Genomic DNA, 14,353 nt, shown 5'->3' on the forward strand with positions numbered 1-14,353 from the left:
GGAACTCCGACCGAGGAGAACGATGACCGGATTCAGCGCGCGTTCCTGGTTGTTCGCCCCCGGCGACAGCGACCGGAAGATGGCGAAGGCCGCGGCCGGGACGGCCGACGTCGTCGTCCTCGACCTGGAGGACGCGGTCACCGAGGAGACGAAGCCGAAGGCACGCGCGATGGTCGCGGCCTTCCTCGCCGACCGGCCGGAGGAGGACAGGCACCGGCTCTGGGTGCGCATCAATCCGCTCGACGGACCGCACGCGCTGGCCGATCTCGCTGCCGTGATTCCAGCACGGCCCGGAGGCGTGATGCTGCCCAAGGCGCGCGGCCGCCACGACGTGGAGACGCTGGACCACTACCTGTCGGCGCTGGAGGTGGCCGCCGGGACCGAACGGGGCGCGACGAAGGTCATCGTGCTGGTGACCGAGACGGCCGAGGCCATGTTCACCACCGGCACCTACCAGGGCGCGCCCAGGGTGGTCGCCATGACCTGGGGCGCGGAGGACCTGGCCGACTCCGTGGGCGCCAGCGCCAACCGCACACCCGACGGGAGTTATGGCTTCACGTACGAGCTGGCCAGGAGCCTGTGCCTGCTCGGCGCCGCCGCCGCAGGCGTGCTGCCCGTCGAGACGATCCACGGCGACTTCCGTGACCTGGAGGGGCTGTGTGAGCGGGCCGCGAGGGTACGCCGTGACGGCTATCGCGGCATGCTCGCCATCCATCCCGACCAGGTCGAGGTGATCAACGCGGCGTTCACGCCCACCGCGCAGGAGCTGGCCGCCGCCCAGCAGATCGTCGACCTCTTCGCGGCCAACCCGGGCGCGGGCACGGTCGCCCACCACGGCGCCATGCTGGACCGCCCGCATCTCGCCCGCGCCCAGGCGCTCCTGGCGGCAGGAGGAACGCAGGGAGAGGGCACGTGACGGTCGATCTCCGGCCGTTCCTGCGGCCCGGCGACCGCATCGTGATCGGCCAGGCGTGCGGTGAGCCGACCACGCTGATCGAGGCGCTGATCGAGCAGGCACCTGGCATCGGCGGGCTGTCGGCGTTCATCGCGACCAGCTTCTCCGGCCTCTTCACCCCGGCCGCAACGGACGCCTTCTCCCTCGCCAGCATGGGCGCCATCGGAACGCTGCGGTCACTGGCCAAGGAGCACAGGCTCGGCGTGATCCCCTGCCATGTCAGCCAGGTCGGCCCGCTGATCGAGGCCGGGATCATCGGATGCGACGTCGCGTTCGTCCAGGTCAGCCCGGCGGACGCGGAGGGGGACCACAGCTTCGGCCTCATCGGCGACCATGTGCGCGCGGCCACGGCGAAGGCGCGCGTCGTGATCGCCGAGGTGAACGACCAGGTCCCGTTCACCCCGGGCGAGTCCCTGCACGCGTCGGAGATCGACTGCGCCGTGCACGTGTCACGGCCGCCCGTCGAGGTGCCGCCCGCCAAGATCGGCGAGACGGACGAGGCCATCGCGCGGCACGCGGCCGACTACATCGAGGACGGTTCGGTGATCCAGACCGGGGTGGGCGCGGTTCCGGACGCCATCCTGCGCCTGCTGCACGACCGCGCGGATCTCGGCGTGCACTCCGGCATGCTGGGCGACGGCCTGGTCGATCTGGTCGAGGCGGGCGTCGTCACGAACGCACGCAAGAGCGTCGACCGGGGCGTCTCGATCACCGGCGCGCTGATCGGCACCCGGCGGCTGTACGCGTTCGCCGACCGCAATCCCGCGATCCGGCTGTGCCCGGCCGAGCACACCCACGACGCGGGCGTGCTCGCGCGGCTGGAACGGCTGGTGACCGTCAACTCGGCGATGGAGGTCGACCTCACCGGCCAGGTGAACGCCGAGCAGAGCGGCCCGGTCTACGTCGGCGGCACCGGCGGCCAGGTGGACTTCGTCCGCGCGGGCGCCCGCTCGCCGGGCGGGCACGGCATCATCGCGCTGCCCGCCACCGCCAAGGGCGGCACGATCAGCAGGATCGTGCCCGCGCTGTCGGGCCCGGTCACCACCGCGCGCACCGAGGTGGACGTGATCGTCACCGAGTTCGGCGCGGCCGAGCTCCGGGGCCGGACGCTCACCGACCGCGCCCGGCGCCTGGTCGCGATCGCGCACCCCGCCTTCCAGGAAGACCTGGAGGAGGCGGCGTACGCGATCGAACGGCGAGGCTTCTAGGCCGAGTCCGGCACGTCCGCCACGTCCGGGGCGTAGCCGAGGACGCCCTTGATCTCCAGGTAGTCGTGGAACCCGAACTCGCCCCACTCGCGCCCGTTGCCGCTCTTCTTGTAGCCGCCGAACGGGCAGTCGAAGTCGAACGCCTCGTTGATGGCGACCCACCCGGCCCGGATCCGGCTCGCGACGGCGCGCGCCTGCTCCAGGTCGGCGCCCGCCACGTATCCGGCGAGGCCGTACTCGGTGTCGTTGGCCAGCTCGATCGCGTGGTCCACGTCGTCGTAGCCGAGGATGGTCAGCACCGGCCCGAAGATCTCCTCGCGGGCGATCGTCATGTCGCCGGTGACGTCGGCGAAGACCGTGGGCCTGACGTAGTAGCCCTTCGCCAGGCCGTCCGGGCGTCCGGTGCCCCCGGCGACCAGCGTCGCGCCCTCGTCGATGCCCTGCTGGATCAGCCCCTGGATCTTGTCGAACTGGTCCTTGGCGACGACCGGGCCGATCACGACGTCGCCGTTCGGGTCGCCGACCGTCGTCTTGGCTGCGGCGTCCTTCGCGGCCTCGGCCGCCTCCGCCATCCGCGCTCGCGGCACCAGCATGCGCGAGGGCGCGCTGCACGTCTGGCCCGAGTTGCCCATCATGCTGGTGACGCCCTTGGCGACGTTCCCGGCGAAGTCCTCGTCGTCCAGGAGGATGTTCGGGCTCTTGCCGCCCAGTTCCTGGGTGACCCGCTTGACCGTGGGGGCGGCGTTCCTGGCGATCTCGACGCCGGCCCGCGTGGAGCCGGTGAACGAGATCATGTCGACGCCGGGGTGGGCGGACAGCGGCACGCCGACGCCCGGACCGTCGCCCTGGACGAGGTTGAACACCCCGGCGGGGACGCCCGCGGCCTCCAGGATCTCGGCGAAGATCTGCCCGGTGAACGGCGACCGCTCGGAGGGCTTCAGGACCATGGTGCAGCCGGTCGCCAGGGCGGGGAACACCTTCACGGCGATCTGGTTCATGGGCCAGTTCCACGGCGTGATCAGGCCGCAGACACCGATCGGCTCCTTGACCACCAGCGTCGCGCCGCGCTGCTCGGAGAACGCGTAGTCGCCGAGGACCTCGATCGCCTTGGCCAGGTGCCCGGCTCCGAGTCCGACCTGGAAGCCGCCCGCCAGCGAGGCGGGCGCGCCCATCTCCTCGGTCAGCGCGGCGGCGAGGTCGGCGGAACGCTTCCCGTATTCCTCCTGGATGTTCTGCAGGAGCTCGATCCGTTCCTTGACTCCGGTCGCCGACCAGGCGGGGAACGCGCTCCGGGCAGCCGCGACCGCCTCGTCCACGTCTGCGGCCGACCCCATCGCCACCCTGCCGCAGACCCCCTCGGTCGCGGGGTTCACGATCTCCAGCGTCCTAGACTCCACCGGGTAGACCCACCGGCCGCCGATGTAGAACTTCGCGTACTCCCGCATCACTGCATTCCCTCCGCGTACCAGGTCCGGAACTCGGCGTAGCTCGGCATTTCCTCGGAGTTGGCCTTGGGATCGACCGCCACGTGGACGACCCCGGGCTTCCCGCTGGAGTAGGCGCGTTTGATGGCGGGGGCGATGTCCTCGTCGCGCTCGACGTACTCACCGTGGCAGCCGAACCCCTCGGCGACCTTGTCCAGGCGCGTGTCCTTGCTCCAGTGCACGCCGGTCTCGCGCGAGCCCTGGCCGAAGGTGCGCTTGTAGACACCCACCTCCAGGCCCCAGGCATAGTCGACGCCGACGACGCACACGAGTGGGAGGCCGAGCCTCGCGGCCGTCTCCAGTTCGGCGATCTGGAACTGGAACGAGGAGTCGCCGGTGATCAGCATGACGGGACGCCGCCGCCCCTCGGCGACCGAGGCCCCGATGGCGTACGGGAGTCCCGTGCCGAGGTGGCCGAAGTTCTGGTTCCACATCACGTCGTGCGGCTTGGCCTGCGAGTACGTCCAGCCGAAGATGGTCGTCGCGCCACCGTCGCGCACCATGATCCCGTCCGGCGGGAAGGCCTTCGTCGCCTCGACGATCAGCCGCGCGGGGTGCACCGGCGACATTCCCGACGGCGCGGTGCCGGCGAGCTCGGCGAGCCGTGCCGCGTCCTGCCTGATCCAGCCGTCCAGCTCCGGGGACGGCGTGCGCGGCGAGTCCGCCAGCGCCGCCACGAGCTGCGGCACGATCGCGCGCAGGTCGCCGACCAGGGGAACGTCCACCGGGCGGTTCACGCCGATCGCCTCGGGGTCCTGCTCGACGAGGATCCAGGTGCGTCCGGCCTCGTTCTCCAGCCAGTGCCGGCCGCGCCCGTAATGAACCGGCTCGCCGAGCTCGGTGCCGATGGCCAGGCACAGGTCGGACTTCACCACCGCGTCCACCGCCGAGGGCGAGAAGCCGTACGGGAAGGTGCGGTCCTCAAGCCCCGGAATGTAGGAGGTGCCGCCGGACGTCTGGATGACCGGGCAGGCCATCGCGTCGGCGAGGGCCCTGACCTGCTCCCCCGCGCGGGCGGTGTGCACACCGTGGCCGGCGAGCAGGATCGGCTGCCGGGCCGCGGCGATGGCCGCGACGGCCTCGGCGATCCGGTCCGGCCCGGCCGTCTGGCCGACGAGGCGGTAACGCTCGGGCGGCAGCGGCTCCGGATCCGGAACGTCCAGCTCCTCCTGGATCACGTGCGCGGGGTACTCGATGTAGACCGGACCGGGCGTTCCCGTGAGCGCCTTCCGCAGTCCCTCGCGGATGACCTCGTCGGTCTGGTCGGCGTACTCGATACTGGCGGTGTACTTCACCGACGGCTCGAACAGCCCGGACTGCTTGACGAACTGGATGCGCCCGCGGCGGACCCGCTGCTCGGTGATGCGGGCGCGCTGCCCGCCCAGGAAGATCACCGGCGAGTTCTCGACCTTGGCGCACATCATGGCGCCCGCGAGGTTGGCGACGCCGGGGCCGAGTGTGCCGATGCACACCGCGGCCTTGCCGGTCATGCGCGACACCGCCTCGGCCATGAAGCCCGCGGACTCCTCGTGATGCGGCGCGACGACGTTCCAGCCGCGCTCCTCGGCGAGATGGAACATGTGCACGAAGTTCGGGTCGGGGATTCCGAAGATCGTGTTGATCCCCTCGGCCTCGAAGAGCCGCAGGATGCGTTCATAGACCTTGACGGGCATGTCTCACTCCACCTTCTCCACCGCCATCGCGAAGCTCCTGCGGATGTGGTCGACGTGGGCCGACGGGACGACCGGCAGGACCCACGGGTCGCTCGTGTCGCGGATGGCGGCCAGCCGTTCGCCGACGTCCTCGACCGTCCATTCCGGCCGGTGGATCCCGGGGGCCTCGGCGACGAACGCCCGCGCCACCCGGCCCGCGATCGCCACCAGCATCTCCCCCGTGATCGAGCAGGACTCGTGGGCGAGCCAGCCCACGACCGGCGCGGCCAGTTCCGGGCCCATCGGCGGGTACGCCGAGGTGTCGATGCCCTCGGCTATCCGCGTCACGGCCGCCGGGACGATCACGTTGCACTTCACCCCGTGCGCGGCCCCCTCCAGGGCGACGACGTTGGACAGCCCGATCACACCCGCCTTGGCCATGCCGTAGTTGGCGACGCCATGGTTGCCGTACAGGCCGCCGATCGACGAGGTGAGGACGACGCGGCCGTAGCCCGCCTCGCGCATCGGCGGGAAGGCGGGCCGTACGACGTGGAAGGCGCCGCGCAGGTGCACGTCGAGGACGGCGTCGAAATCCTCGTAGGTCATCTCTGTCAGCGGCGCCGCGCGTACGATCCCGGCGTTGTGGATCAGGACGTCGATCCGGCCGTAGTGGTCGAGCGCGGCCTCGACGATCGCCCGCCCGCCCTCGGCCGTCGCCACCGACTCGGTACAGGCGACGGCCTCGCCGCCCGCCGCCGTGATCTCCCCGGCGACCTCGAAGGCCGGTGCGTCGTCGGCGCCGTTCCCGCGCAGGCTCCCGCCCGGATCGTTCACGACGACCTTGGCCCCCCGAGAGCCGAGCAGCAGCGCGTACGCGCGGCCGAGCCCCCGGCCCGCGCCGGTGATCACGGCGACCCGGTCGTCGAATCTGAGCCCGCTCATCGGCCCGCTCATCGGCCGTCGAGGGCGAGACCTTCCAGCTCGCCCGTGTCGCGCCAGGCCCGCAGGATGTCCTCGAAGGCGTAGAAGCCGGGACCGTAGGGCTCGCCCAGGTGCGACCGGATCTTCTGCTCGCCCTCGTTGTTGTAGTAGCCGGGCGTGCATTCGCGGTTGAACTCGACCATGTCGAGCGCGTTCTCCCTGATGGTCGCGCACCACGCCTCCTGCGCCTGCGCGGTGGGCTCCGCGGTGGACGCGCCGCGCGCGAGCGTCTCGGCGATGATGTAGGCGATGTGCGCGGACTGCTGCTCGAACATCGCCGTGGTGCTCGCCGTCACGCCGCCCTGGATGAACCCGGTGAACAGCAGGTTGGGGAAGCCGCGGGTCGTGATCCCGTGCAGCGTCCGGTAGCCGTCCGCCCAGTGGTCGTACAGCGAGACGCCACCGCGCCCGGCGAACGGCTGGATGGCCAGGCGGCGGTCGAGGTCGGTGGTAATCTCGAAGCCGCTGGCGAAGATGACGCAGTCGACCTCGTGCTCGACGCCATGGGCGACCAGGCCCTTGGCCGTGATGCGCTCGACGCCCTTGGTGGCCGACACGTCGACGAGGGTGACGTTCGGGCGGTTGAACGTGGGCAGGTACTGGTCGCTGAAGCCCGGCCGCTTGCACAGGAAGCGGTAGTACGGCTTCAGCGCCTCGGCCGTCGCCGGGTCCTCGACGATCGCGTCGATCCGGTCGCGCTGGCGCTGCATCGTCCGGTAGTCCTGGATCTCCCTGAGCTCCATGAACTTCTGCGGGTCGGTCAGGGCGGCCCAGCCGTCGGTGGCGTCCAGATGCGCGGCGAGGTTGCGGCTGACCTCGGTCCAGCCGTCGCAGACCAGGTCGGGCTGGCCCGGGGCGAACGCCTCGAACGCGGCGGTGTGGAAGTTGCGCTGCCGTTCCTTCTGCCAGCCCGGCTTCAGCGTCTTCACCCATTCGGGATCGGTCAGCGAGTCGCCGCGTTCGTGGACGTAGGACGGGGTGCGCTGGAAGACGTACAGGTGACGGGCGGAACGGGCCAGGTGCGGGATGACCCCGACGCCGCTCGCGCCGGTGCCGATGATCGCGACCCGCTTGTCGGCGAGCCGGTCCATCCCGCCGCTCATGTCGCCGCCGGTGTAGTCGTAGTCCCAGCGGGCCGAGTGGAACATGTGCCCTGCGAACTCGCTGATGCCAGGGATACCGGGCAGCTTCGGCCGGTTGAACGGGCCCTGGCACATGACGACGAAGCGGGCGCGCAGGTCGTCACCGCGGTTGGTGCCGATCCGCCAGCGGCCGATCTCCTCGTCCCACTCCGCCGACTCGACCTTCGTGCTGAGGATCGCGTTCTCGTACAGGCCGAAGTGCTTGCCGATGCGCTGGGCGTGCTCGTAGCACTCCTGGCCCGAGGCGTACTTCTCGGTCGGCACGTAGCCGACCTCTTCCAGCAGCGGCAGGTAGCAGTAGCTGTCGGTGTCGACCTGGATCCCGGGGTAGCGGTTCCAGTACCAGACGCCGCCGAAGTCGCCGCCCAGCTCGATGATCCGGCAGTCGTCGACGCCGGCCTGTTTGATCCTGGCCGCGGCGATCAGGCCCGCGAACCCGCCGCCGAGGACGGCGACCTCGATGTCCTCGCTGATCGGCGCCCGGGGCGTGACCGGCGTGTACGGGTCGGCGTCGTAGTACCTCTCGAACTCGCCCTCGGCCTCCAGGTACTGCTTCTGCCCCTCGGGGCGGAGCCGCTTGTCGCGTTCGGCCAGGTACGTGGCCTTGAGCGCGGCGTGGTCGATGTCGGCGGTGTCCGTCGGTGCGCATTTCCGCATGCGTCGTCCTCGTCCCTGTCCTCGTCGCTGTCGTCCCGCGGTCGGGTCAGGCGAGGTCGCGTGGGGCACCGGTCCCCATGTACCTGGCCAGGTTGTGGTGCAGGCTCGCGATGCTGCGTTCGCGGTACGGGTTGGGCTTCGGGCCGCTGAACCCCCTGGCCTTCATGCCTTTCTGCACGGCGGCCATGTTGGCGAAGTCCTGCGGGAGGACGGTGCGCCAGTCCGGGTCGTCCTCCGGCGTGAAGATCCATTCGGTCTCCGGCTCCTCGCCCTCCGGGAAGAGCTCGTACACCGCCGCCTCGAAGACGCACTTGTCGGGGTCGTAGCCGTACGGCCGGGCGCTGTAACAGAGCATGTTGTTCAGCGCGTGACCGATCTGGAAGTTGGGGAAGACCTGCCAGGCCGTGCCACTCTTTCCGACGATCTCGGGATCGACGGTCGGCCAGACCACGCCGCGTTCGGCGTCGTGCTCGCGGGCGGCGGTCAGCCAGTGCCTGAGCACCTGGTCGGCGGGCGTGCCCTCCGGCAGCTCGTCGACCAGCCGCTGCGCCGCCTCGACCAGAGTCCAGGTGGTGTTGGTGTTGGCGTTCTCCCAGGTGAAGTTCTGCAGGTCGGCGGTGGACACGCGCGGATCCGAGCCGGTACCGATCCGCAGCTTGGCCTTGTTCTCGTCCATGCCCTTGGGCGCGTCGTAACCGATGTTGCTGTGCTTGCCCTGCGCCTTCGCCCAGCCGAGGAACCCGCCGAACGGCATGAACTCCGGGTGGGTGTAGGGCACGTGATAGGTCTCCATGAACGCCTCGAGGGCGGTCTTCCAGTTGCAGTCGAAGACGAGCCAGCGGCGCCACCGGTAGCGCATGTTCTCCAGATGGAACGGGTCGAGCAGGGACGCGGCGGGCTCCAGGTAGTCGCGCAGCGGCTCGCAGCCGGGATCCATGTTGATCCAGATCCAGCCGCCCCAGGTGTCGACGCGGACCTTCTTCAGCCCGGTGCTCTCGGCGGTCAGCCCGCACGGCCAGTCCTCGCGTTCGGGCACGTGGGTGCACTCGCCGTCGATGCTGTAGCGCCAGCCGTGGAAGCCGCAGACGAACTGGCGTCCGCGGCCGCGCGCGTCGTGCGCGCCCGGCGGGGTGTCGACCAGCCGCCGGCCCCGATGCGAGCAGACGTTGTAGTACGCGCGGATCGTGTCCGGCGCGGTCCGCACGACGATGACCGAGTCGTCGAGGATCTCGTAGGTGAGGAAGTCGCCGACCTTGGAGATCTCCTCGACCCGGCCGACCTGCTGCCAGACCTTCGCCCACAGCTTGTCGCGCTCGGCCCGCGCGTACTCCTCGGAGATGTAGGCCTCGACGCCGATCGTGAGCGGCCCGGCCAGTGGCTCTGTCGTCATGACGTACTCCTCTCAGCGCGTGCTGGCTGTCAGCGCGTGATGGCGGCGCGGAACGACTCGTCCTTGAGGAAGAGGGAGGTGTTGTCGGCGCCCAGGTGGGTCCACTTGAGGTTGAGGCCGCCGTCGACGAGCAGGGTCTGCCCGGTGACGTAGGTCGACAGGTCCGACAGCAGGAACAGGACGGCGCCCGCCTGCTCCTCGGGCCGCCCGCGGCGGCCCATGGCGATGGCCCGCCGGTCGCGTTCGGGATCCTCGTCTACGTAGGTGCCCGAGGCCGGGGTCTCGGTGACGCCGGGCGCGACGGCGTTCACCCGGATGCCGTCCTGGGCCAGCTCGACGGCCATCGTCCGGGTCGCCGCGACGAGCGCGGCTTTGGCGGTGCCGTACGCGATGTGCAGCGGGGCGGTGTTCATGCCGCTGATGGAGGAGATCGAGACGATCGAGCCGGGCCTGCGCCGCCAGGTGAGCTCGGCCGCCACGGCCTGGCTCATGAAGAACATCGTCTCGAGGTTCTGCGCGAACAGCGCCCGCCAGTCCTCCCTGGTCACTCGGGTCGAGCGCATCCAGGTCGCGGGCGCGGCACCGCCGGCGACGTTGACGAGCCCGTGCAGCTCACCGTCCGCGCGGGCCACCTCCTCCATCACCGCCGTGATGCCCTCGTCGGTGGAGACGTCGGCGGCGACCGGCGTGACCCGCAGCCCCTCCGCCACCAGCGGTCCGATGTGCGTGTCGAGGTTGTCCTTGGAACGGCTGACCGCGAGCACGATCGCGCCCGCTCGGGCTGCCATGGTCGTCACCGCCGTTCCGATGCCGCCGCCGCCCGCGCCCGCGACGATGACGACGCGGTCGGTGAGCCCGAGGAAGTCCTCCGTCATGACCGGCTCCCCTCGCCCTGCGGGGTGCGGCGGAACGCGAGGACGCTGCCCTCTGCGTCGGCGGAGACGTAGAGCGTGCCGTCCGGCCCCGCGGCGATGCCCGCGAACAGGCCCTGCGGGCCGGAGAACGGCATCAGCCCCTTGAGGGGCTTGGGCGGCTCGCCGCTCGGATCGCCCACCGGCAGGTCGCGGGCGATCACCGTACGGGCCTTGGTGCCGAGATCGACCTCGATCAGGGACTTGGAGCCGGCGTCCACGATCGTGAGGCGGCCGTCCCGGACGAGGATCCCCTGGGGGCGCTCCAGTCCGTCCACCACGGTGTCGACGCCGGAGCCGCCGACCGAGACGACGCGCCCGGCGCCGGACTCCGACACCAGGCAGATGCCGTCCGCGCCGTAGGCCACGCCCATCGGCCGGTCCAGCCCGGCGGCCAGCGTCGTCGTCTCGCCGCCCCGTACCGACACCACGCGGCCGGTGCCGAGCTCGGCGGCGGTGACGTCGCCGCCTGGTGCGATCGCCACGCCGTAGAGCTGGTCGAACGGCTCGGTCTCGCCCGCCAGCACCTGGTGTTCGCCGCTCGCGGGCAGCCACCGCGTGATCTGGCCGAGGGAGGTGGTGACGATGAACTCGCCCTCCCCCGAGGCCGTCACCCCGCGGATGTAGCCCGGCCAGCCGGGGCTGAAGAGCATGCCCAGGATCCGGAGACCACCACCGGGCGGAAGAGCGTAGAAGTAGGTGCCGTCGGCGACGTAGAGGGTGCCGTCGCCGCCCACGGTGAGGTCCAGCGGCCAGGTCAGGCCTTCGGGCAGCACGGCCCGGGTCCGGCCGCCGCCCAGGATCTCGGTGATCCGGCCGGTGAAGCCGGAGACGAAGAGGCGGTCCCCCACGAACGTCAGGTTGTCCAGGCCGGGGGCGATGGTGGCGAGAACCGTGCGGTCACCGCTGCGGGGATCGATCCGGAGCACCTCACCGCTGCCCACCTGGGTGGACACCAGGAAGCCCGCGGCGTCGAACTTGACCGCGTCCGGGACGCCGAGGTCCCCCACCACCCGCTCGGGCTCGCCGCCGTCCGGATCGATCCGCCAGATGTCGTTGCTGCCGAGCATCGGGTAGTAGAGCTTGCCGTCCGGCCCGAACGCCATGGCGTTCGGCAGCGGCAGGTCCGCCAGGATCACGCGGGGCGCGCCGCCGCCCGGGTCGAGCTCCAGCAGCCGTCCGCCGATCCGGCACTCGTCGATGAACAGCCGGCCCCGGTGGAAGGTGATGCCGTTCGCGCCCGGTACGTCGTCGCGCAGCACGCGGGTGCGGCCGTCGGTGCCGCGCACGCTCACGCGCCCGTCGTAGTACTCGGTGGCGTAGAGGTTGCCGTCTGCGTCGAAGTCCACGTCGTCGGGGGCGACGATGTCGGAGCCCTGCGCGCTCACGGTCTCCAGCTCGCCGGTGTCGACGTCGAGCGCGCTGATCCGGCTGCCCGCCACCTGCGCCACGTACACGCGGCCGTCGGGGCCGGTGCGCAGGCCGTTCGCGCCGTACAGGCGACTCGGCGGGGTGAGGTGCTCCAGCGTCCAGCCCTCGGCCAGACCGATCTGCGCCGCGCCGCTGTAGCGCGCTCCCTGCCGCAACATGATCACGGACTCCCGGCGATCGCTGCCGTCGCTGACGAACCGTTGATATCACAATCCTTGCAAGGATTCATCCTATTGAACCTCCACCTTGACGGCCCGGATCGGGCATGAGAATCTCCAGCTCGCAGATGAGAATTGTATTCTCTTCAGGGGAAGGATGGCTTCACTGATGTTTCCGGCGATCCTCATCGAGAGGAACGAGGCGGGGCAGACGGCCTCGACGACCGGCCTGGACGAGGCCCGGCTGCCGGGCGGCGACGTCGGCGTCGAGGTGGAGTCGTCCACGCTGAACTACAAGGACGCCCTCGCCATCACCGGGAGGTCGCCCGTGGTGCGCGCCTTCCCGATGGTGCCCGGCATCGACTTCGCGGGCGTCGTCACCGAGAGCACGCACGCGCGGTGGCGGCGGGGCGACCGGGTCGTGCTGAACGGCTGGGGCGTGGGCGAGAGGCACTGGGGCGGGCTCGCCGGACGAGCCCGCGTCGACGGCGACTGGCTCGTGCCGCTGCCCGCAGCCTTCACGGCCAAGCAGGCCATGGCGATCGGCACGGCCGGGTACACCGCGAGCCTGTGCGTGGACGCGCTGCTGGACCATGGCGTAAGACCCGACCGGGGAGAGGTCCTCGTCACGGGCGCGACCGGCGGCGTCGGCAGCATCGCGATCGCGCTGCTGGCCAAGGCCGGTTTCGAGGTGGCCGCCTCGACCGGGAAGACCTCCGAGTCCGCCTACCTGCGGGGGCTCGGCGCCGCGACCGTACTGGAGCGCGCGGCGCTCGCCGAGCCGGGCAGGCCGCTGCAGAAGGAACGCTGGACGGGCGTCGTCGACACCGTCGGCAGCGGCACCCTGGCCAACGCCTGCGCGCAGACGCGCTACGGCGGCGCGGTCGCCGCCTGCGGGCTCGCTCAGGGCATGGACTTCCCCGCCACGGTCGCCCCGTTCATCTTGCGCGGCGTGTCCCTGCTCGGCATCGACAGCGTGATGGCCCCGCATCCGCGGCGTACCGCCGCCTGGGAACGCCTCGCGCGCGACCTCGACCCGCGGGTGCTCGACGACATCGCCGAGGAGATCGCACTGGCCGACGCGATCGCGATGGCGGACGACCTCCTGGAGGGCAAGGTCCGGGGCCGCGTCGTCGTCGACGTCAATCGATGAACCGGGAGCCTGACGGGAGCGTGACGTGAGCGAGAAGCCCGCCGAGACCGAGGTGGCAAGGCTCGACCTGTCCGACGTGGAGCACCGCGTGGGCCTGCCGGTCGGCGGCGCGCAGCTGTGGGAGCCGTGCGCGGCCTCCGACGTCCGGCGCTGGGTGATGGCGATGGACTACCCGAACCCGCTGCACTGGGACGAGGAGTTCGCCCGCGACTCCAGGTTCGGCGGGATCGTCGCGCCGCAGTCGATCGCGGTCGCGCTGGACTACGGGCACGGAGCGCAGCCGGCCTGCGTGGGCCACATCCCCGGCAGCCACCTGATCTTCGGCGGCGAGGAGTGGTGGTTCTACGGCACTCCCGTACGGCCGGGCGACAAGCTGTTCCAGGAGCGGCGGTTCCACGACTACAAGGTGACCGAGACCAAGTTCGCCGGTCCCACCATGTTCTCGCGCGGGGACACCGTCCACACCAATCAGCACGGTGCCCTGGTGGCGCGCGAGCGTTCCACCGCGATCCGCTACCTGTCCGCGGAGGCCAGGAAGCGCGGCATGTACGAGAACCAGCTCGGCACCGCCAAGAGCTGGACCGGCGACGAGCTCGCGGGCGTCGCGCGGGTGCGGCACGACTGGATCGAGTCCAACCGCAAGGGCGTCTCACCGCGGTTCGATGAGGTGCAGGTCGGCGACCGGCTGCCGCGACGGGTGATCGGCCCGCACAGCGTCGCCACCTTCACCACCGAGTACCGCGCCTTCCTCTTCAACATCTGGGGGACGTTCCACTGGGTCGCCCCGCCCGGCGTCGCCGACCCCTGGATCAACCAGGACCCCGGCTGGGGCGAGGACTTCGCCTTCGACGAGGAGGGCGCCAGGATCGATCCGCGCAAGCGGGACGGCCTGTACGTCGGGCCCTCGCGCGGTCACATCGACGGCGCACGGGCGAGCGAGGTCGGCATGGCGCGCGCCTACGGCTACGGCGCCACGATGGGCGCCTGGTGCACCGACTACCTGTCCTACTGGGCCGGTCACGACGGCATGGTCCGCCATTCCAAGGCCGACTTCCGCGGGCCCGCGTTCGAAGGCGACGTGACGTACTTCGACGCCGAGGTCACCGGCAAGGAGACCGAGACGGCGTGGGGGGTGCCGCTCGTTCAGGTGAAGCTGCGCCTCACCAACCAGGACGGCGCCGCGCTGGTGTCCTGCACCGCCGAGATCGAGCTTCCGCTGTAGCCCCGGAGA

Annotated in this window: 11 protein-coding genes; 4 read left to right on the forward strand and 7 right to left on the reverse strand. The window is 71.0% G+C overall.

Annotated elements, in window-relative coordinates; genetic code table 11:
- The first annotated feature begins 22 nt into the window (after window positions 1-22).
- Both J4573_RS11640 and J4573_RS11645 read left to right on the forward strand, forming a co-directional pair.
- A complete protein-coding gene (locus tag J4573_RS11640; RefSeq protein WP_208255376.1) occupies window positions 23-916 on the forward strand; it encodes an HpcH/HpaI aldolase/citrate lyase family protein in 894 nt (297 codons plus the stop codon).
- Entirely contained in the window at window positions 913-2,163 is a 1,251-nt protein-coding gene (locus J4573_RS11645; protein ID WP_208255377.1) for an acetyl-CoA hydrolase/transferase family protein, read from the forward strand. Before J4573_RS11640 ends, J4573_RS11645 begins: the two co-directional genes overlap by 4 nt.
- On the opposite strand, the gene J4573_RS11650 is transcribed toward J4573_RS11645, so the two are convergent.
- From J4573_RS11650 to J4573_RS11680, 7 genes are read right to left on the reverse strand one after another with little or no spacing between them, the layout of a single operon-like run.
- Window positions 2,160-3,608: an aldehyde dehydrogenase family protein gene (locus J4573_RS11650; RefSeq protein WP_208255378.1), complete on the reverse strand. Its 1,449-nt coding sequence runs from the start codon at window positions 3,606-3,608 to the stop codon at window positions 2,160-2,162. The two genes, J4573_RS11645 and J4573_RS11650, sit on opposite strands and share 4 nt — an antisense overlap.
- On the reverse strand, window positions 3,608-5,320 hold the full coding sequence (locus J4573_RS11655) for a thiamine pyrophosphate-binding protein (protein WP_208255379.1): 1,713 nt from the start codon (window positions 5,318-5,320) through the stop codon (window positions 3,608-3,610). The genes J4573_RS11650 and J4573_RS11655 overlap by 1 nt, the downstream gene beginning before the upstream one ends.
- A 3-nt stretch (window positions 5,321-5,323) precedes the next feature.
- Entirely contained in the window at window positions 5,324-6,241 is a 918-nt protein-coding gene (locus tag J4573_RS11660) for an SDR family NAD(P)-dependent oxidoreductase (protein WP_208255380.1), read from the reverse strand.
- Between the two features lie 8 nt (window positions 6,242-6,249).
- A complete protein-coding gene (locus J4573_RS11665; RefSeq protein WP_208255381.1) occupies window positions 6,250-8,079 on the reverse strand; it encodes a flavin-containing monooxygenase in 1,830 nt (609 codons plus the stop codon).
- A gap of 46 nt (window positions 8,080-8,125) precedes the next feature.
- Window positions 8,126-9,469: an aromatic ring-hydroxylating oxygenase subunit alpha gene (locus tag J4573_RS11670; protein ID WP_208255382.1), complete on the reverse strand. Its 1,344-nt coding sequence runs from the start codon at window positions 9,467-9,469 to the stop codon at window positions 8,126-8,128.
- Between the two features lie 29 nt (window positions 9,470-9,498).
- Entirely contained in the window at window positions 9,499-10,344 is an 846-nt protein-coding gene (locus tag J4573_RS11675; RefSeq protein ID WP_208255383.1) for an SDR family NAD(P)-dependent oxidoreductase, read from the reverse strand.
- The gene (locus J4573_RS11680) at window positions 10,341-11,969 is read right to left on the reverse strand and encodes an SMP-30/gluconolactonase/LRE family protein (protein ID WP_208255384.1); all 1,629 of its coding nucleotides are present in this window, start codon (window positions 11,967-11,969) and stop codon (window positions 10,341-10,343) included. The genes J4573_RS11675 and J4573_RS11680 overlap by 4 nt, the downstream gene beginning before the upstream one ends.
- A 157-nt stretch (window positions 11,970-12,126) precedes the next feature.
- On the opposite strand from J4573_RS11680, the gene acuI reads away from it, so the two are divergent.
- Both acuI and J4573_RS11690 read left to right on the forward strand, forming a co-directional pair.
- On the forward strand, window positions 12,127-13,122 hold the full coding sequence (gene acuI, locus J4573_RS11685; RefSeq protein WP_279575414.1) for an acrylyl-CoA reductase (NADPH): 996 nt from the start codon (window positions 12,127-12,129) through the stop codon (window positions 13,120-13,122).
- Window positions 13,123-13,147: 25 nt separating this feature from the next.
- The gene (locus J4573_RS11690) at window positions 13,148-14,344 is read left to right on the forward strand and encodes an FAS1-like dehydratase domain-containing protein (protein ID WP_208255385.1); all 1,197 of its coding nucleotides are present in this window, start codon (window positions 13,148-13,150) and stop codon (window positions 14,342-14,344) included.
- Window positions 14,345-14,353 lie beyond the last annotated feature (9 nt).

The organism is Actinomadura barringtoniae, assembly GCF_017573505.1.
Taxonomy (GTDB): Bacteria; Actinomycetota; Actinomycetes; order Streptosporangiales; family Streptosporangiaceae; genus Spirillospora; species Spirillospora barringtoniae.

Bases quoted from the DNA above. Each gene is read 5' to 3' on its own strand.
- J4573_RS11655 (WP_208255379.1), bottom strand. From the start codon at position 5,320: ATGCCCGTCAAGGTCTATGAACGCATCCTGCGGCTCTTCGAGGCCGAG.
- acuI (WP_279575414.1), top strand. From the start codon at position 12,127: ATGGCTTCACTGATGTTTCCGGCGATCCTCATCGAGAGGAACGAGGCG.
- J4573_RS11650 (WP_208255378.1), bottom strand. From the start codon at position 3,608: ATGCGGGAGTACGCGAAGTTCTACATCGGCGGCCGGTGGGTCTACCCG.
- J4573_RS11675 (WP_208255383.1), bottom strand. From the start codon at position 10,344: ATGACGGAGGACTTCCTCGGGCTCACCGACCGCGTCGTCATCGTCGCG.
- J4573_RS11680 (WP_208255384.1), bottom strand. From the start codon at position 11,969: ATGTTGCGGCAGGGAGCGCGCTACAGCGGCGCGGCGCAGATCGGTCTG.
- J4573_RS11665 (WP_208255381.1), bottom strand. From the start codon at position 8,079: ATGCGGAAATGCGCACCGACGGACACCGCCGACATCGACCACGCCGCG.
- J4573_RS11640 (WP_208255376.1), top strand. From the start codon at position 23: ATGACCGGATTCAGCGCGCGTTCCTGGTTGTTCGCCCCCGGCGACAGC.
- J4573_RS11670 (WP_208255382.1), bottom strand. From the start codon at position 9,469: ATGACGACAGAGCCACTGGCCGGGCCGCTCACGATCGGCGTCGAGGCC.
- J4573_RS11660 (WP_208255380.1), bottom strand. From the start codon at position 6,241: ATGAGCGGGCTCAGATTCGACGACCGGGTCGCCGTGATCACCGGCGCG.